General features: G+C 74.4%; 15 protein-coding genes. 9 read left to right on the forward strand and 6 right to left on the reverse strand.

The window, feature by feature from the left end; all coding sequences use genetic code 11:
* The first annotated feature begins 55 nt into the window (after window positions 1-55).
* From AB0G32_RS35160 to AB0G32_RS35175, 4 genes are all read left to right on the forward strand, one after another.
* A complete protein-coding gene (locus tag AB0G32_RS35160; RefSeq protein WP_361173091.1) occupies window positions 56-421 on the forward strand; it encodes an Rv2175c family DNA-binding protein in 366 nt (121 codons plus the stop codon).
* Between the two features lie 92 nt (window positions 422-513).
* The gene (gene thiE / locus AB0G32_RS35165; RefSeq protein WP_361173094.1) at window positions 514-1,227 is read left to right on the forward strand and encodes a thiamine phosphate synthase; all 714 of its coding nucleotides are present in this window, start codon (window positions 514-516) and stop codon (window positions 1,225-1,227) included.
* A gap of 61 nt (window positions 1,228-1,288) precedes the next feature.
* Window positions 1,289-2,212, forward strand: coding sequence for a methylenetetrahydrofolate reductase [NAD(P)H] (gene metF, locus AB0G32_RS35170; RefSeq protein ID WP_361173097.1), 924 nt, complete (start codon window positions 1,289-1,291; stop codon window positions 2,210-2,212).
* A 56-nt stretch (window positions 2,213-2,268) separates the two neighbouring features.
* Window positions 2,269-3,237 (forward strand): hypothetical protein, encoded by a 969-nt coding sequence (locus AB0G32_RS35175; protein WP_361173100.1) that lies wholly within the window; start codon window positions 2,269-2,271, stop codon window positions 3,235-3,237.
* A gap of 159 nt (window positions 3,238-3,396) precedes the next feature.
* Here AB0G32_RS35175 and AB0G32_RS35180 read toward each other — a convergent pair whose 3' ends face one another.
* Both AB0G32_RS35180 and AB0G32_RS35185 read right to left on the reverse strand, forming a co-directional pair.
* Window positions 3,397-4,896 carry an NAD(P)/FAD-dependent oxidoreductase gene (locus AB0G32_RS35180; RefSeq protein WP_361173103.1) on the reverse strand — a complete coding sequence of 500 codons (1,500 nt, stop codon included), beginning with the start codon at window positions 4,894-4,896 and terminating at the stop codon, window positions 3,397-3,399.
* 500 nt (window positions 4,897-5,396) lie between these two features.
* Window positions 5,397-6,026: a helix-turn-helix domain-containing protein gene (locus AB0G32_RS35185; RefSeq protein WP_361173106.1), complete on the reverse strand. Its 630-nt coding sequence runs from the start codon at window positions 6,024-6,026 to the stop codon at window positions 5,397-5,399.
* 121 nt (window positions 6,027-6,147) lie between these two features.
* On the opposite strand from AB0G32_RS35185, the gene AB0G32_RS35190 reads away from it, so the two are divergent.
* From AB0G32_RS35190 to AB0G32_RS35200, 3 genes are all read left to right on the forward strand, one after another.
* The gene (locus tag AB0G32_RS35190; protein ID WP_361173109.1) at window positions 6,148-6,747 is read left to right on the forward strand and encodes an SAV_6107 family HEPN domain-containing protein; all 600 of its coding nucleotides are present in this window, start codon (window positions 6,148-6,150) and stop codon (window positions 6,745-6,747) included.
* 228 nt (window positions 6,748-6,975) lie between these two features.
* Window positions 6,976-7,767, forward strand: coding sequence for a methyltransferase (locus AB0G32_RS35195; protein WP_361173112.1), 792 nt, complete (start codon window positions 6,976-6,978; stop codon window positions 7,765-7,767).
* Window positions 7,768-8,043: 276 nt separating this feature from the next.
* The gene (locus tag AB0G32_RS35200) at window positions 8,044-8,442 is read left to right on the forward strand and encodes a spore wall synthesis complex protein (protein ID WP_361173115.1); all 399 of its coding nucleotides are present in this window, start codon (window positions 8,044-8,046) and stop codon (window positions 8,440-8,442) included.
* 95 nt (window positions 8,443-8,537) lie between these two features.
* On the opposite strand, the gene AB0G32_RS35205 is transcribed toward AB0G32_RS35200, so the two are convergent.
* The 4 genes from AB0G32_RS35205 to AB0G32_RS35220 form a co-directional block, all read right to left on the reverse strand.
* A complete protein-coding gene (locus AB0G32_RS35205; protein WP_361173118.1) occupies window positions 8,538-10,949 on the reverse strand; it encodes a DUF3488 and transglutaminase-like domain-containing protein in 2,412 nt (803 codons plus the stop codon).
* Between the two features lie 397 nt (window positions 10,950-11,346).
* Window positions 11,347-12,708: a DUF58 domain-containing protein gene (locus AB0G32_RS35210; protein ID WP_361173121.1), complete on the reverse strand. Its 1,362-nt coding sequence runs from the start codon at window positions 12,706-12,708 to the stop codon at window positions 11,347-11,349.
* The gene (locus AB0G32_RS35215) at window positions 12,708-13,721 is read right to left on the reverse strand and encodes a MoxR family ATPase (protein WP_361173124.1); all 1,014 of its coding nucleotides are present in this window, start codon (window positions 13,719-13,721) and stop codon (window positions 12,708-12,710) included. The genes AB0G32_RS35210 and AB0G32_RS35215 overlap by 1 nt, the downstream gene beginning before the upstream one ends.
* A gap of 280 nt (window positions 13,722-14,001) precedes the next feature.
* Window positions 14,002-14,547 (reverse strand): carbonic anhydrase, encoded by a 546-nt coding sequence (locus AB0G32_RS35220; RefSeq protein WP_361173127.1) that lies wholly within the window; start codon window positions 14,545-14,547, stop codon window positions 14,002-14,004.
* 425 nt (window positions 14,548-14,972) lie between these two features.
* Here AB0G32_RS35220 and rsmH point away from each other — a divergent pair, with 425 nt between their 5' ends.
* Window positions 14,973-15,929 carry a 16S rRNA (cytosine(1402)-N(4))-methyltransferase RsmH gene (gene rsmH, locus AB0G32_RS35225; protein WP_361173130.1) on the forward strand — a complete coding sequence of 319 codons (957 nt, stop codon included), beginning with the start codon at window positions 14,973-14,975 and terminating at the stop codon, window positions 15,927-15,929.
* Window positions 15,930-16,002: 73 nt separating this feature from the next.
* Complete coding sequence (locus tag AB0G32_RS35230; RefSeq protein WP_361173133.1) at window positions 16,003-16,437, forward strand: septum formation initiator family protein; 435 nt, start codon at window positions 16,003-16,005, stop codon at window positions 16,435-16,437.
* Window positions 16,438-17,005 lie beyond the last annotated feature (568 nt).

Consider the following 17,005-nt stretch of genomic DNA (forward strand, 5'->3'; position numbering starts at 1 on the left):
CCAGGTCACCGGGCCCCCGCTTCCGCCTGTCAGTGGCAGATGGCAGGCTTGAGGGGTGACCGAGATTGACGCAAAGATCGATGCTCTCGTCCCTGCCTGGCTCACCCTGCCCGACATCGCGGAGATGTTCGACATCGAGGTGACCCGGGTCCGGCAGCTGGTCAAGGACGGCCAGCTCATCGCCGTACGCCGCGGTGAGAACCGCGCGCTGCACGTCCCCGCGGCCTTCATCGACGACGACAAGGTCGTCAAGGGCCTGTCCGGGACGCTGACGCTGCTGCGGGACGACGGCTTCACGGACGAGGAGATGCTGGAGTGGCTCTTCACGCCGGACGACAGCCTGCCCGGCACGCCGGCCCAGGCGCTGAGTGAGAACCGCGGCACGGAGGTGAAGCGCCGCGCCCAGGCGCTGGCGGTCTGACCGACCCGCCCGGCGCGCGGGCCGGCCGAACACCGGCCCGCCCGCCGGGCCCCGCTCCGCAAACAGCCACCGACACGGGGGACGCACCACGCATGACCGCCACCACCGCCACCGCCGCCGACCCGGCGACCACCCGGGCCCGCCTGGCCACCGCCCGCCTCTACCTCTGCACGGACGCCCGCAAGCGCCAGGGCGACCTCCCGCAGTTCCTGGACGCGGTACTGGCCGGCGGCGTCGACATCGTGCAGCTGCGCGACAAGGGCATGGAGGCGGCGGAGGAACTGGAGCACCTCGCCGTGTTCGCGGAGGCCTGCGCCCGGCACGGCAAGCTCCTCGCGGTCAACGACCGCGCCGACGTCGCCCACGCCGCCCGCGCCGACGTCCTGCACCTCGGACAGGGCGACCTGCCCGTCCCCGCCGCCCGCGCCGTCCTCGGCGCCGACGTCCTCATCGGCCGCTCCACCCACGCCGAGGCCGAGGCCACCGCCGCCGCCAAGCAGGACGGCGTGGACTACTTCTGCACCGGCCCCTGCTGGCCCACCCCCACCAAGCCCGGCCGCCACGCCCCCGGCCTCGGCCTGGTCCGGCACACCGCCGCGCTGCGCACCGACCGCCCCTGGTTCGCCATCGGCGGCATCGACCTCGGCAACCTGGACCAGGTCCTCGACGCGGGCGCCCGCCGGGCCGTCGTGGTCCGCGCGCTCACCGAGGCCGACGACCCGGGCGCGGCGGCGGCCGAGTTCGCCGAGCGGCTCAGGAGTGCCGGGGATGTGCCGGAGATGTCCAAGGGATGGACAAGTAGCTGACAATACGGACAATTCGCCAACTTCGGTTGGGTGACCGACGCCCCCTGGTTAACCTGCCGGTATGGCCCTCGGAACGGCATCCACCAGGACTGATCACGCGCGCACCGTTCGCGACATGCTCGCGACCGGGAAGACGACGTATTCGTTCGAGTTCTGGGCGCCCAAGACGGAGAAGGGCGAGCGCAACCTCTGGAACGCGCTGCGCCGGGTCGAGGCGGTGGCCCCCAGCTTCGTCTCCGTGACCTACGGCGCGGGCGGCTCCACCCGGGCCGGCACGGTACGGGCGACCGAGCGGATCGCCTCCGACACCACGCTCACCCCCGTCGCCCACCTCACCGCGGTCAACCACTCCGTCGCGGAACTGCGCAACATCATCGGGCAGTACGCCGACGCCGGCATCCGCAACATCCTCGCCGTCCGCGGCGACCCGCCCGGCGACCCGATGGGCGACTGGGTGCCGCACCCCCAGGGCCTGACCTACGCCGCCGAACTCGTCGAACTCATCAAGGAGTCGGGCGACTTCTGCGTGGGCGTGGCCGCCTTCCCGGAGATGCACCCGCGCTCCGCCGACCAGGACGAGGACGTCCGGCGCTTCGTCGACAAATGCCGGGCCGGCGCCGACTACGCCATCACGCAAATGTTCTTCGACCCCGAGGCGTACCTGAGGTTGCGGGACCAGGTCGTCGCGGCGGGCTGCGAGACCCCCGTCATCCCCGAGGTCATGCCGGTGACCAGTGTGAAGATGCTGGAGAGGCTGCCGCAGCTCAGCAACGCCGCGTTCCCCGATGATCTGAAAGAGCGGATCCTCACAGCAAAGGACGATCCGACCGCTGTACGCTCCATTGGCATCGAGTTCGCCACGGAGTTCTGCGCGCGGCTACTGGCCGAAGGTGTGCCGGGTCTGCACTTCATCACGCTCAACAACTCCACGGCGACGCTGGAAATCTACGAGAACCTGGGCCCGCACCGCTCACCGCGGGCCTAGACCGGCCGCACATACTTACGACACACTGCGTAGCGGTCACTGGGAGAGGGGCGTACATGGGCTGGGCGGTCCTCTACATCGCGTTCGGAATCGTCGCGCTGTGGCTGCTCGGTGAGGTGCTGCTGCAGTACAAGGCGCGCCTGCGCTGGCGGCTGCTGGCCTTCGCCGGGTTCCTCGGCGTAGTGATCGGCGTGCTGATCCCGTCGGTCCTCGTCATCGCGCTCGGCGCCATCGCCTTCGCGGTCGGCCAGACCTACGTCACCCTGTCGTTCCGCCGCGGCTTCGCTCAGGGCTGGGCCGTGCAGGCCCCGGCGGGCCTCGTCGGCAGCAAGCGCCGCCGCCCCGAACCTGACCCGCCGGAACCGGCGTCGGAGGCGGCGGACCCGGCGGCGGCCGGACCGGGCCACGGTGACGAGCACGCCGCCACCGGCCAGGACGGTGCCGGGTACGGCTTCGACCGCGACGAGCAGGACAACGTGTTCGCCTCCGGGCGCCTCGCCGACACGCCCGCCGAAGGCACCGCCGTCTACCAGCCGCTGCCGATGCCCGACGACACCGGCACGTACGGCACCTACGACACCGCCGGCTACGGCCAGGAACAGCAGCAGGCCCCGGCCGCGCAGACCGCCGACGCCGCCTACCCCTACGACTACTCCGGCTACGGCCAGCAGTCCTACGGCTACGACAGCACCGGCCAGCAGCAGTACGCCGCCTACTCCGACCCGTACATCGGCACCCACACCTACGGCGGGGCCGGGTACGACACCGGCTACGACGCCACCGGGCAGCAGCAGGCGTACCCCCCGCAGGAGTACGGGCAGCAGCAGGACCCGTACGGCACCGGGGGTTACGGCGGCGAGACGCCGGCCGGCGGGGTGTGGGTCCCGCAGCAGCGCAGCACCGACGACCCCTACGGCGGCGACCTCCCGCCGGAGCAGCCCTACTACCAGGGTGACGGACAGCAGGGGCAGCACGGACAGCCGCAGGGCGGGTCCGGCTACGACGAGCAGCAGTACCGGTACTGACCCGGCACTGACGGGCTGTGTCCTGACGGGCTGTGTCCTGACGGGCCCGTGTCCTGACGGGGCGTCAATGACACGGGGCGGCCCGCCGCACCGCGAGCCGGCCATGCCGCACCGCGGGCCACATCTCACTGCGGGCCACATCTCACTGCGGGCCACATCTCACTGCGAGCCGCGGAACTCCGGGCCCTCCATGATCAGTCCGGCGACCAGCGCGCCGGACATCCCGGCGTGCGGCAACCCGCCGCCCGGATGCGACCAGCCGCCCACCGTGAACAGCCCGCCGATCCGGGTGGTGTTGGACGGATGCAGCAGCCGCCCCCGCGCCGCGGCCAGCGCCGGCGCCGGCACCGCTCCGCCCTCGGCGCCGGTCGCCGCCGCGACGTCCCGCGACGCACGCACCTCGTGCCACAGCAGCCGGTCGCCCAGCCCGGGTATCGCGCGCTCGGCGACGGTCATCAACCGCTCCGCCCGCCCGTCGTGGTCCGCCCCGTCCCCCGCCGGGACCACCGCCGTGAGGACCGCGGCCTCGTGACCGGCGTCCGGAACCAGCTTCCCGTCGTCCGGCCGCAGTACCGTCACCGTCGGCGGCGCGCCCGGGCCGGCCGCGCCGCCGTCGAACAGGGCCGCCGACTCGGCGTCCCGGTCCGGCGTGTGCACCACCGTGCGGTGCGCGACCCCCTCGGGCCGGCCGCCGCGCAGCGCCAGCAGCACCGTCAGCCGGCTCGCCGCGCCGCGCCGCGCCGGGACCTCACCCGCGCCGCGGATCTCCGCGCCCCCGGTGAGCCGCTCCAGCACCCCGGGCGCGACACCGGCGACCACGAAGTCCGCCGCCGCCACCGTGCCGTCCGCCAGCTCCAGGCCCGCCGCCCGGCCGTCCTGCTCGGTCACCGCCGTGACCTCGGCGTCGAAACGGAACTCCACCCGGCGGGCCAGGCACCGCTCGTACACCGCCCGGGCCAGCTCGCGCAGCCCACCGCGGACGTACCAGAGACCGAAGGCGTGCTCCAGGTACGGCAGCACGGCGGCGCTCGCCGGAGCCGAACGGGGATCCAGGCCGTGGGCCAGGGCGTGGCTGTCCAGCAGCGCGGCCAGCCGGGCGTCGCGCAGCTCCCAGGCGCCGACCTCGGCGAGGGTGCCGGCCCGGCGGGTGCGCAGCAGCCGCTTGTGCGGGACCGCCGGATAGGGCTCGCGCTCGCCCAGCACCTGCCAGTCGGCCCACAGCGGCTCCTCCAGGAGCGGTCGGCGGGTCCGGTCCCAGGCCTCCCGGGCCCGTACCAGGAAGTCGCCCCAGCGCTGCCCGGCACCCGCGCCGAGACCCTCGTCCAGCGCGCCGACGACGCCCGCGCGCGAGGCGTTGGGCAGCACCACCTCGGTGCCGTCCGCGAACAGGTGCCGGGACGCCGGATCGACCTGGGTCAGCTCGACGAGGTCCTCCAGCGGCTCCTTGCCGGTCTTGACGAAGAGGTCCCGCCAGACCGCGGGCAGCGGCAGCAGACCGGGACCGGTGTCGAAGGAGAAACCGTCCCGCTCGAACCGGCCCACCGCCCCGCCGTACGTCCCCGTGCGCTCGTACACCGTCACCCGGTGGCCCGCGACGGCCAGCCGGGCCGACGCCGCCAGCGCGCCCATCCCGGCGCCGATCACCGCAATCCGTGCCATGCCGGGGACTTTATCCGCCACCGCTGACACTCCCGCCGCAGGACCCCTCTGACCTGCGCTCCTCCGGTCAAGACCGGGGCGGGGGAGTACGGCGGCGGACGCGGTGCGCACCAGTGGCGGCCGGGGCGGCCTGGGCAGCGGCACACAGAGCTGAGTACCCGTACCTAGGCGGACAGTTGAGTACCCGCGCGGATGGGCGCCGACCTGCGAAAACGAGAGAGTGATGAGCACGGAGAGGGGCACGGCCGACGCACCGGCGACACGGGGCGCCGGAACGGCGGCCAGGCCCGCGATCCGCTCCTTCCGCCGGCCGCAGCCGGCGGGAGCGAGGCACGGGGGAACCCGGAGGACGGCCGACGGGGGAACGTACGGCGGTCCGACGGGGGAACGTACGGGGGAGCAACAGGGAGCGCCGGTCCGGCGATGGCCCGCGGGGGACGCGGCCGGCACGGACCGGCGCTCTCCCGTGCGTCCGCCGCTCAGCCACGTGCGTCCGCCGCTCAGCCGCGCCCGCCGGTGCCGGCCGGCAGCAGCCGGGACAGCGCCGCGTGCACCTCGTCCAGCGACCGCTCCCGCTGGAAGGACTGCCAGTCCAGCGCGGCCACCAGGACCATGCCGACCAGCGCGGCGGCGGTCAGCGGAACATCGACGTCCGCGTCGATCTCGCCCTCCGCCACCCCCGCGCGCAGCACGTCCTCCACGACGGCGACCACCTCCTGCCGCACCACCAGCAGCGTCGACTGCCAGGCCCGGTTGGTGCGCCACAGCTCGGCCACGTACAGCTGGGTGAAGGCCGGGTAGCGGTCGATGAAGACCAGGCCCGCGCGGATCATCGCGTCGAGCGCGGCGACCCTGCCGCCGGCGCCCCGTGCGGCCTCTTCGGCGGCCTCGCGCAAGGACGCGGTGAGCAGGCCCACGCCGTGCCGCAGCAGCTCCTCGAAGAGGACGGCCTTGCTGGCGAAGTTGTAGTAGACGGTGCCCTTGGCGACCCCGGCCCGCTCGGCGATCTCGTCCACGGTGGTCGCGGAGAACCCCTGCTCCGCGATGAGGGTGACGGCCGCCTCGTAGAGCTTCTGCCGGGTGGCCTCGCGGCGGCCGCCGCCGGCCGGGGTGGCGCTGCTGCTTTCCATGACTCCGATTCTCGCCGCACATCCGAGGTAAAAGTCCAGGTCGGAACGGATTGTCAGTGCCATACCGCACGATGGGCACATACGGCACCCGTGCCGTCACACAGACGACAGGAGGTTCGTCATGGCCAACTCCTCCGCGGCCGCCGCCCGCCGGCGCCGCGCATCCGGCCCTGCCCCCTCACTGACCGGTCCGGCGAGCGACGTGCATCCCGTGCTGCGCCGGGCCACGGCCCCGCCCGCCGCCCTCGACCTGCTCGCCCAGGCCCGCGCCGGACTGGACGAGGCCGACGTCCTGGAAACCCCCAACGAGCGGTACGCGCGCGCCCACCTCGCCGCCCTGCGCACCGCGGCCGCCGTGCTCGCCGCCCGGGGCCGCCCGGAGCCCACGCCCCGGGCCCGGGCCCGGATCCGCAGCGCCTGGGAGGTGCTGCCCGAGATCGCGCCCGAGCTGACCGAGTGGAGCGCGCTGTTCGCCTCGGGGGCCCGGCGCCGGGCCCGGGCCGAGGCGGGCATCAAGGGCGCGGCCAGCAGCCGGGACGCCGACGACCTCATACGTGACGTGGCGATGTTCCTGCGCCTGGTGGAGCGGATGCTCGTGCTCCAGCCGGTGCTGCCGCAGCCCCGCGCGGACGGCGACCGGCCGGGCAGCGGCGACCCGCCCGGCCCCGGCGATCCCCGGGACGGCGGCGGCCCGGGACACGGGCTGCCGGACACGGGCTGACCGCCCGCTCCCGCCGTGCCCCGCCGTGGCACACCCCGCTGTTCCGCCCCTGCTCGCGCCCCGGTTCTGTCGTCGGTGGCACGTGGCAGCACCGGAGTGACCGGGCACGGCGGACGAGGCAATAGGGTGGGAGACGCCTGAAGTCTCCCCCTTCCGCACCGGGCCGAGGGGAGGCAGCCCGTTCGCTCCGCCGCGCCAAGGCGGTGCCGCGCCGAGGAGTCAACTGCCGTGTCGGACCCGTCGCGCCCCCGCGCCTCCCTCCGTACCGCCGTGGTCTGGGAGGTCCTCCAGGACGCCCTGGACCGCCGCGTCAAGACCGCGGGGCGGCCGGCGCTGGACGTCCTCGACACCGGCGGTGGCAGCGGCAACTTCGCCGTGCCCCTGGCCCGCCTCGGCCATCACGTCACCGTCGTCGACCCCAGCCCCAACGCCCTCTTCGCCCTGGAGCGCCGGGCCGCCGAGGCAGGCGTCGACGACCGGGTCCGGGGCGTGCAGGGCGACGCCCACGGCCTCTTCGACGTGGTCGAGCGCGGCGGCTACGACGCCGTGCTGTGCCACGGCGTCCTGGAGTACGTCGACGACCCGGCCGAGGGCGTCCGCAACACGGTGGCCGCCCTGCGGCCTGAGGGCGTCCTCAGCCTGCTCGCCGCCGGTCTGGGCGGCGCGGTGCTCGCCCGCGCCCTGGCCGGACACTTCACGGAGGCCCGGCAGGCCCTCGGTGACCCGGACGGCCGCTGGGGCGACGGCGACCCGGTGCCGCGCCGCTTCACCGCCGAGCAACTCACCGCACTGGTCGAGGGCGCGGGCCTGACGATCGGGGCCGTCCACGGGGTGCGGGTCTTCGCCGACCTAGTCCCCGGCGTCCTGGTGGACACCGAGCCCGGCGCCCTGGACGCGCTGCTGAAGCTGGAGGCCGCCGCGGCCGAACTGCCGGCCTTCCACTCGGTCGCCACCCAGCTCCACGTGCTCGGTGAGACGCCCGGTGCGACCCGAGGGGACGACGGGGCCCGAGGGGTCTGAGCCACCTGGCGGGATATGGCCCTGATCAGCTACTTGCGTGCACATGGAGTACGCCACAGGCCCCCCGAACACAGGCCCGGCGCCGTATGATCGAGGGAGACCGTCCGGCATGACGGACCGGCCGCTGGGGAATGGAAATCTAGCGGGCCGGGACGGCCATGACGGAAACCGGTTGGCCAATTGGCGTAGAGGGGCGGGTTTCACGGGGGCGATTCCCTGCCTATCCTGAAGGGACCCCCCGGGTCGCCCCGGCGACTGCACGATGAGGAGGACGCCGTGCCGCTCTCGGAGCACGAGCAGCGCATGCTCGAGCAGATGGAGCGAGCGCTGTACGCCGAAGATCCCAAGTTCGCGACAGCGCTCGAGGGAAGCGGGCTGCGTACGTACACCCGGCGACGGGTCTACCAGGCGGTCGCGGGCTTTCTCGTAGGTATCGCACTCCTCATGGCCGGCATGGTCGCCCAGCAGGTCTGGCTCAGCGTGGTGGGCTTCCTGGTCATGCTGGGCTGCGCCGTCCTGGCCGTGACCGGCTGGCGCAAGGCCCCCAAGCCGGGCGAGCAGCCCGCTGCCGGAGCCGGGCCCCAGGCGCGCCGCCAAGCGCGTCAGAAACGCTCGATGATGGACCGTATCGAGGAGCGCTGGCAGCGCCGCCGCGACGAGCAGGGCGGGCACTGACCCCGGCCGGACGGCCGGTACGAATGACACGACGTGGATGTGGGTGAGGGGCGGCCACCGACCGGTGGCCGCCCCTCACCCACGTTCGCGTTCCCTCAGCTCTCCGCGCTCCGGTCTCTCGGCCTGCGCAGGGCCGGCCGGGCCGCCGAGACGCGGCGGCTGAGGGCTGCCCACCGGGCCGACGCCGCCCAGGTCACCCGAACCGCCGAACGCGGGGCCAGGCGTGCGCGCAGCCGCCCGCCCCGGGCGGCCGAGGCCCGCAGCCCGGCCGCCACCCGCAGCACGTCCTCGGTCAGTCCGGTGACCGGACGCGGCCGGGGCGCGTAGAGCACCTGCTCCACCGCGTCCGCCACCCGGTGCACCGCCGCGGCGGCCGTGGCATCGAGCCGGCCCAGCCGGACCACCCGGTCCGCCGCCTTGCGCGGGGTCTGTGACTCCTGCGGCGCGATGCCGTAGTCCCACGCCGTGTCGGTCAGCTCCTGCCAGGCCGCCAGGGTGCGGGCCGCCGCGTCCGCCGGGCCGCGGCCGCGCGCCCTCGCGCCGCCCCCGAGCCGCAGCGACCGCTGCCGGGTCCGCCACAACAGCGGGGCGAGCGGGGCCACCAGCACCAGCAGCACGGCCAGCGCCCAGGCCAGCAGGGCGTACCACTTCGGACCGTCGTCGTCCGCGGCGAGCGCGGCCTGCGGGGACTCGCTCGCGCAGGCGCCGAGCTCCTTCCGGTCCTGCGCGGTGCAGCTCTCGTCGGCCGACGCGGAGGCCGCCGGGGCCTCGGAGGTGTCCTGCGACGGACGGGCGGCGTCCGGCAGCGTGGTGCCCGGCGAGTCCGGCACGGTGTACGACGGCATCGAGCCGCGGTTCGGGGTCGGCTCGAAGCGGGTCCAGCCGATGCCCTCGAAGTACAGCTCCGGCCAGGCGTGCGCGTCCCTCAGGCCCACCGCCACCGACCCGTCCGCCTGCGGGGAACCCGGCGCGAAGCCGACCGCGACCCGGGCCGGGATGCCCAGCGAACGGGCCATCGCCGCCATGGCGAACGAGAAGTGCACGCAGAAGCCCTGCTTGTCGCGCAGGAAACGGGCGATCGCCTGGGAGCCGCTGCCGACCTGCACCTCGGTGTCGTACTCGAAACCGCCGGTGATCGCGAAGTACTCCTGGAGCTGGACGGCCTGGTCGTAGGCGTCGGTCGCGCCCGCCGTGACCTCCCGGGCGGTGTCGGACACGATCGCCGGCAGTGAGTCGGGCAGCTCGGTGTACTCGCGGATCATGGCTGTCGAGGGCCGGGGCGCGGCGGCCAGCTGCTCCGCCGTCGGCCGCACCTCCAGGCTCGTGACGTCATAGGTCAGACCGCGGGTGTTCTGGCCGTGGTCGCCGACCAGGGTCATGCCGACCGGCTCGTACCGCCAGGCGCCGGTGACGTCCACCCCGCTCGGCGGATACGGCATCGGCAGCCAGTCCTGGGCGTACCAGTCGGCCGCCGAGATGGTGCTGCGGGTCTGGGTCCGTTCCACGTCGGGGCCGAGGCCGGCGGGGGTGGGGAAGGCGCCGTCCGGCACGGCGGTGATCTTCCGCTTGGACGGCTTCCAGGTGGTGCCGTCGAAGTCGTCCAGGGAGACTATCCGCAGATAGAGGTTGGAGATGTCGCTCGACTCGGTGCGTATGGAGAGGACCTGGCGGTCCTCGTCCACGTTCAGGCTGTCGCGCAGGGAGACCAGCGGGTTCACCGCCGAGATGGTGCCGCCGCCACCGCCGCCGGAGCCCACCCCGCCGCCGGTGCCGTCCAGCAGGCCGCCGTTCATCGCGGGCAGCGCGAGCGGCACCACCAGGGCGATGCCCAGCGCGACCGCGCCGATCCGCCGGCCGGTGCGGACCGGGGCGAGGGCCCGGGCCGGCTCGGCGCCCGGGGAGCGCGGGGCGCCGCCGAAGACCCGGCCCCACTGCGAGAGCCGTTCGCGTCCCTCGGCCAGCAGCAGCATCAGATAGCCGGCCGCCGCGACCAGGAACCACAGCCAGTCGGTGCCGCCCTCGGACAGCCCCGCGGCCACCGAGTACAGCGCCAGCAGGGGCAGCCCCGCCGGGGCCGCGCTGCGGAAGGTCACCGCGAGGGTGTCCACCAGCAGGCCGATCACCAGCACGCCGCCGACCAGCATCAGCCGGATGCCGTCCGACTCCAGCGGCGCCGGGATCGCGTACCGCGCGATGTCGTCGCCGCCCTGTTGCAGCAGCTCGGCGAAGTGCCGGAAGGTGTCCGGGCCGGGCACCAGCCCGGCGAAGGACTGCTCACGCGCGAAGACCAGCGTCAGCAGCACCAGGGCGGTCAGGGCCTCGGCCACGACGGTCAGCGGCCGGGCCAGCGGCACCCGGCGGACGGCCGCGCCCACCCCGCACTGGACCGCCAGCAGGAACGCGGCCTGGATGATCCAGGTGGCCGGATCGACCAGGGGCAGCAGCGCGCAGGAGGCCATCAGGGTGGCCGCCCACGCGCACAGGGCCATGCGGGCTCGGCCGCTCATCGGAGGGTCTCCTGGCTGGTGGCTGTCGGGGTACCGGACGCCGTTGCCGGACTAGCTGGGGGCTGCCGCCCCCAGACCCCCGCTGTCGGCCTGAACGGCCTCGTCCTCAAACGCCGGACGGGCTGAAAAACCCCGCCGCGCCGGGAAGCTCCGCCGTGTCGGGAATCTCCGCCGCGTCGGGCAGCTCCGCCGTGCCGGTAATCTCCGCCGCGCCGGGAAGGCCCGTCGTGCTGGGAACCCCCGCCGTGCTGGGAAGGCGCGTCATGCTGGGAAGCCCCGCCGCGCCGGAAAGCCCCGCCGCGCCGGGAACCCCCGCCGCGCCGGGAACCCCCGCCGCGCCGGGAACCCCCGCCGTGCCAGGAACCCCCGATGCCCAGTTCCACCCGTTCTCCGCCCGTCACGGTCCCTCCCCGCCGTTCGCCGGCAGGAGTCCGGAGCGTTCCTGTTCGGCCCGGCGCCACCGTTCCTCCAGTGACGCCCCGCGCTCCACGCTCACGGCCGTCCAGCCGGACTCGCGCAGCGGCCGCAGCCACTGTCCGTCTCCGTCCAACGGGCCCGACACGTCCGTCGGTTCCCGCAGCCAGGCGTCGCTGTCCAGGACGAAGGCGATCGCCCCGCCGCTGCGCCGGCTCATCTTCGCGGCGACCGCCGCCTGCTCCTCGTCCAGATCGCCGAAGAACGCCACCAGCAGCCCCTCGTTGCCGCCGCGCAGCACGTCGTAGGCCCGGGACAGACCCGTGTGGTCGGAGTGGTCGATCACCGCGAGGGTGTCCATCATCAGCCCGGCCGCGTCCGCCGACTCCTGGGTGGCGCCCGCGAAACCGTCGGCGCCCTCGCCCGGCACCGAACTGCCGGTGTCGGTGAGCAGCCGGACGGAGAAGCCCCGTTCCAGCATGTGCACCAGGACCGACGCCGCGCCCGACACCGCCCACTCGAAGGCCGAGTCGGGTCCGGCGCCCGCGTAGGCGATGCCCCGGGTGTCCAGCAGGACCGTGCAGCGGGCGCGCTGCGGCTGCTCCTCGCGGCGCACCATCAGCTCGCCGTAGCGGGCCGTGGAGCGCCAGTGCACGCGGCGCAGGTCGTCGCCGTGGCGGTACCCGCGCGGGATCACGTCGTCCTCGCCGGCCAGGGCCAGTGACCGCTGCCGTCCGTCGCCGTACCCCTTGGCCTCGCCGCTCAGCCGGACCGGGGACAGCGGCTGCACGCGCGGGATCACGGTGAGGGTGTCCTGCGCCGAGAAGGACCGGGTCAGCTCGCACATGCCGAACGGGTCGGTCAGACGGAGCTGGAGCGGGCCCAGCGGGTAGCGGCCGCGCAGATCGGAGCGGACCCGGTAGGAGACCTCCCGGCGGCCGCCCGCCTCGACCCGGTCCAGGACGAAACGGGGCCGGGGGCCGAGCACGTAGGGCACCCGGTCCTGGAGCATCAGCAGGCCGGTGGGCAGCCGCGAGACGTTCTCCACGCTCAGATGGACCCGCGCCTCGCCGGCCGCCGGTACCCGCGCGGGGGAGAGCCGGCGGCCGCCCGCCACCCGGTACCGCGTGCGGTACAGCACGGCGGCGCAGACCAGCGGCAGTACGGCCAGCAGCAGCCCGACCCGGAGCAGATCGCTCTGGCCGAGGACGTACGCGCAGACCGCGGCGGCCACGCCGGCCGCCAGGAAGGAGCGGCCCCGGGTGGTCAGACCGGCCAGCGCGGTCCGCAGGCCGCCCTTCGCGCCCGGCTCGCCCTCCGCCCGGTCCGTCCCCCCGGTGGTCATCACAGCCTCCGCGGCGGCTGCTGACCGTACCCCGGTGCGCCGCCGTCCAGCCCGTAGCCGCCCGGCGGCCGGCCGGCCGCGGGCACCGGGGTGCGCTGGAGGATCTCCTGCACCACCTGCTCGGCGCTGCGGCGGTTGAGCTGAGCCTGCGCGGTGGGCAGCAGCCGGTGGGCGAGGACGGCGACGGCGAGGGCCTGCACGTCGTCCGGCAGCGCGTACTCCCGGCCGCTGAGGGCGGCGGTCGCCTTCGCCGCGCGCAGCAGATGCAGCGTGGCGCGCGGCGAGGCGCCGAGTCTGAGGTCGGGGTGGGTGCGGGTGGCGGCGACCAGGTCGACCGCGTACCGCCGGACCGGCTCCGCCACATGCACGCCGCGTACCGCCTCGATCAGCTTCAGGATCTCGTGCGCGTGCGCCACCGGCTGGAGGTCGTCCAGCGGGCTGGCCCCGCCGTGCACGTCGAGCATCCGCAACTCGGCCTCCGCGCTGGGGTAGCCGATGGAGACCCGGGCCATGAAACGGTCGCGCTGCGCCTCGGGCAGCGGGTAGGTGCCCTCCATCTCGACCGGGTTCTGCGTCGCCACCACCATGAACGGGGCGGGCAGTTCGTAGGTGCTGCCGTCGATGGTGACCTGCCGCTCCTCCATCGACTCGAGCAGCGCGGACTGGGTCTTGGGCGAGGCGCGGTTGATCTCGTCGCCGATCACCACCTGGGCGAAGATCGCGCCCGGCTTGAACTCGAAGTCCCGGCGCTGCTGGTCCCAGATCGACACCCCGGTGATGTCCGAGGGCAGCAGGTCGGGCGTGAACTGGATGCGCCGCACCGAGCAGTCGATGGACCGGGCCAGCGCCTTGGCCAGCATGGTCTTGCCGACCCCGGGGACGTCCTCGATCAGCAGATGCCCCTCGGCGAGCAGCACGGTCAGCGAGAGCCGGACGACCTCGGGCTTGCCCTCGATCACGCCCTCCACCGAACCGCGTACCCGCTCGACCACGGCGGTCAGGTCTTCTCCCACGCCCGAATACGCTCGCGCGGGGGCACCCCCATGGCTCGCTCGATCGTCATAGGTCGTCACCGGCCCTCCTCGGCCTTTCCCCTTGCTCCCGAAGGAGCCCCCGGTCCACAGCGGCCGCGCGGGAAGAGTCCCGCGCGGCGCCGCTCCCCGCATTCTTGCTGCCGTTACCGATTCGTGTCACTCGCCTGTGGACAACTGCCCGCGATATGTCGGACCTTGCGGTCTTTCGGCCGTCCTATCGGTTTGCTGTCGCCCGGAACGGTCCGGGGCGGGCGGCCCGTCAGGCGGGGTCGATCTCCCGCAGACCGCCGGTCTTGACGTCGAACACGAAACCGCGTACGTCGTCGGTGTGCGCCAGGAACGGGGAGGTGCGCACCCGTTGGATCGACTGCCGCACGTCCTGGTCGACGTCCCGGAAGGACTCCACCGCCCAGACCGGACGCTGACCGACCTCGGTCTCCAGCTCGGTGCGGAAGTCCTCGGTGAGGGTCTCCATGCCGCAGCCGGTGTGGTGGATGAGGACCACGCTGCGGGTGCCCAGCTTGCGCTGGCTGACGGTCAGGGAACGGATGACGTCGTCGGTCACCACCCCGCCCGCGTTGCGGATGGTGTGGCAGTCGCCGAGGTTCAGGCCGAGCGCCGCGTGCAGGTCGAGCCGGGCGTCCATGCAGGCCACTACGGCGACCCGCAGGACGGGACGGGCGTCCATGCCCGGATCGGCGAAGTCGGCGGCGTAGCGCGCGTTTGCCTCGACCAGACGGTCGGTGACGGTGCCGCCGCTTATGGCGGCGTCGGAGCCTGCGGGAACGGATGCAGAAGTCGTCATATCCCTGACGTTACTGGTCACCCGCCGACCCGGCCCGCTGTGAAGAGGGACAAAGAACACCAGGAAGCCTTGGTGTGAGCTAACCCACAGGAGTGGTGACCCTGCGTCCGTACGGGTGAAGTGCCCCCGGATCCCGCTTCCGCCGCCCCCGGGGCCGCGACGCGCAGGCCGGTTGATTGACCGGGAGACAGGGTGGACTAAAGTGACGCGAAGCGGGAGGCGAGGCTCTCCCCGCTGGACTGAAACCCCGGAGAACCGGGCGCCGAGGTGCCCGTTCCCCCCACGTGCGCGGCGCGTACGTACGGCTCGGCCTCCTCCCGCTCCCGGCCGGCCGACGCTTCCGGCGCCGGCAGGTCTCCCCTTCCTGAGCGGGCGGGGACCCGGCGGTGCGGGACGCCGCGCCGGACCCGAGAGGCCGACCCCCCTTGAGCCAGAGTCGACACGTCCCGGTGATGCTCCAGCGGTGCCTGGACCTGCTGGCGCCCGCCCTGGAGCGGCCGGGGGCGGTGGTCGTCGACTGCACCCTCGGCCTCGGCGGACACAGCGAGGCCCTGCTGGCCCGCTTCCCCGAGGCCCGGCTCATCGCCCTGGACCGGGACAAGGAGGCGCTGCGGCTGTCCGGCGAGCGGCTCGCGCCCTACGGCGAGCGCGCCACCCTGGTGCACGCCGTCTACGACGAGCTGCCCGACGTACTCGACCGGCTCGGCGTGCCGCGCGTCCAGGGCGTGCTGTTCGACCTCGGCGTCTCCTCCATGCAACTCGACGAGGCGGACCGCGGCTTCGCCTACGCCCAGGACGCCCCGCTGGACATGCGGATGGACCAGAGCACCGGGATGAGCGCCGCCGAGGTGCTCAACACCTACCCGCCGGGCGAACTGGTCCGCATCCTGCGGGCGTACGGCGAGGAGAAGCAGGCCAAGCGGATCGTGTCGGCGGTGGTGCGGGAGCGCGAGAAGGAGCCGTTCAGCAACAGCGCCCGGCTGGTGGAGCTGATCCGCGGCGCGCTGCCGCAGGCCGCCAAGCGCACCGGCGGCAACCCGGCCAAGCGCACCTTCCAGGCGCTGCGCATCGAGGTCAACGGTGAGCTGTCGGTCCTGGAGCGGGCGGTCCCGGCCGCCGTCGCGGCCCTCGCCGTGGGCGGCCGGATCGCCGTGCTGTCGTACCACTCGCTGGAGGACCGGCTGGTCAAGCAGGTGCTGGCGGCGGGCGCGGCCAACACCGCCCCGCCCGGTCTGCCGGTGGTGCCGGAGCGGTACGCGCCCCGGCTCAAGCTGCTCACGCGCGGTGCCGAACTTCCCACTGAGGAGGAGATCGCCGAGAACCGGCGGGCGGCGCCGGCCCGGCTGCGCGGCGCGGAGCGGATCAGGGAGTCCACCGAGTGAAGCGGGTCGAGGCCCGTGGGCCGAAGCGGCGGGGACGGTACGGGCGCGGCCCGGGCCGGGGAGCGGAGGGGCTGTGAAAGGCACACCGGAACTGAGGGGCAGAGCCGCCCGGCTCGCCCGGCTCTTCCCGACCGGCGGCGGGGGCGGGCAGGCCGCCCGCACCCCCTTCGTCCTCCTTGTCGTACTCCTCCTCGGCGGCGGCCTCATCACCCTGCTGGTGCTGAACTCCGCGCTGAGCGAGGGGTCGTTCCAGCTCGACGATCTGGAGCAGCAGACCAAGGAGCTCACCGACGAGGAGCAGGCCCTCCAGCGGGACGTCGACGCCTACTCCGCTCCCCAGGCCCTCCAGCGCCGGGCCCGTGAGCTGGGCATGGTCCCCGGCGGCGACCCGGCCTTCCTCGCCCCCGACGGCACGGTCAAGGGTTCTCCGAGCCCCGCCGCCGCCGCGACCCCGCTGGTCCTCGCCCCCGAGGCGCTCACCGCGCCCACCCCGACCCCCGGCAGGTGACGGAAGTGCCCGACGACTTCGGCAGGCGACCGACGCGCCGCCGGGTGCCCGGTCCGGCCCGGCCGACGCGGTCCGGGACGCTACGGCGGTCCGGTCCCGGTCCCAGTTCCGGTGCCCGTCCGGTACGGCGGTCCGTTCCCGGTTCCGGCCCCGGCGCCCGTCCGGTACGGCGCCGGGTGCCAACCTCGGCCGCGACGCCTTGGGCCCGCACCCCCGACGCGCTCACCGCGCCGACGCCGACCGCGGCGGCCCCAGGCATGGCGGCCCCGACGGCCCCGACGGCCCCGGCGCCCGTCGCGGCCCCAGACATGGCGGCCCCGGCGGCCCCGGCGCCCGTGACCCTCCTGGCCCCCGCCGCCCCACCGGCCCCCACCAGCTCACCCATCCCCACCCCCATCCCTACCCCCACCCCCGCCCCCAGCCCCACCCCGACCCCAATCCCCGGCAGGTGACGGAAGTGCCCGACGACTTCGGCAGGCAACCGACGCGCCGCCGGGTGCCCGGTCCGGCCCGGCCGGCACGGTCCGGGGGGCCACGGCGGCCCGGACCCGGTGCCCGGCCGGCGCGG

Source organism: Streptomyces sp. NPDC023723, from assembly GCF_040639815.1.
Lineage (GTDB): Bacteria > Actinomycetota > Actinomycetes > Streptomycetales > Streptomycetaceae > Streptomyces.

Excerpts from the sequence above, each read along its gene's own strand:
- thiE (WP_361173094.1), top strand. The coding sequence starts at position 514 with ATGACCGCCACCACCGCCACCGCCGCCGACCCGGCGACCACCCGGGCC.
- metF (WP_361173097.1), top strand. The coding sequence starts at position 1,289 with ATGGCCCTCGGAACGGCATCCACCAGGACTGATCACGCGCGCACCGTT.
- AB0G32_RS35175 (WP_361173100.1), top strand. The coding sequence starts at position 2,269 with ATGGGCTGGGCGGTCCTCTACATCGCGTTCGGAATCGTCGCGCTGTGG.
- AB0G32_RS35180 (WP_361173103.1), bottom strand. The coding sequence starts at position 4,896 with ATGGCACGGATTGCGGTGATCGGCGCCGGGATGGGCGCGCTGGCGGCG.
- AB0G32_RS35185 (WP_361173106.1), bottom strand. The coding sequence starts at position 6,026 with ATGGAAAGCAGCAGCGCCACCCCGGCCGGCGGCGGCCGCCGCGAGGCC.
- AB0G32_RS35190 (WP_361173109.1), top strand. The coding sequence starts at position 6,148 with ATGGCCAACTCCTCCGCGGCCGCCGCCCGCCGGCGCCGCGCATCCGGC.
- AB0G32_RS35205 (WP_361173118.1), bottom strand. The coding sequence starts at position 10,949 with ATGAGCGGCCGAGCCCGCATGGCCCTGTGCGCGTGGGCGGCCACCCTG.
- AB0G32_RS35210 (WP_361173121.1), bottom strand. The coding sequence starts at position 12,708 with ATGACCACCGGGGGGACGGACCGGGCGGAGGGCGAGCCGGGCGCGAAG.
- AB0G32_RS35220 (WP_361173127.1), bottom strand. The coding sequence starts at position 14,547 with ATGACGACTTCTGCATCCGTTCCCGCAGGCTCCGACGCCGCCATAAGC.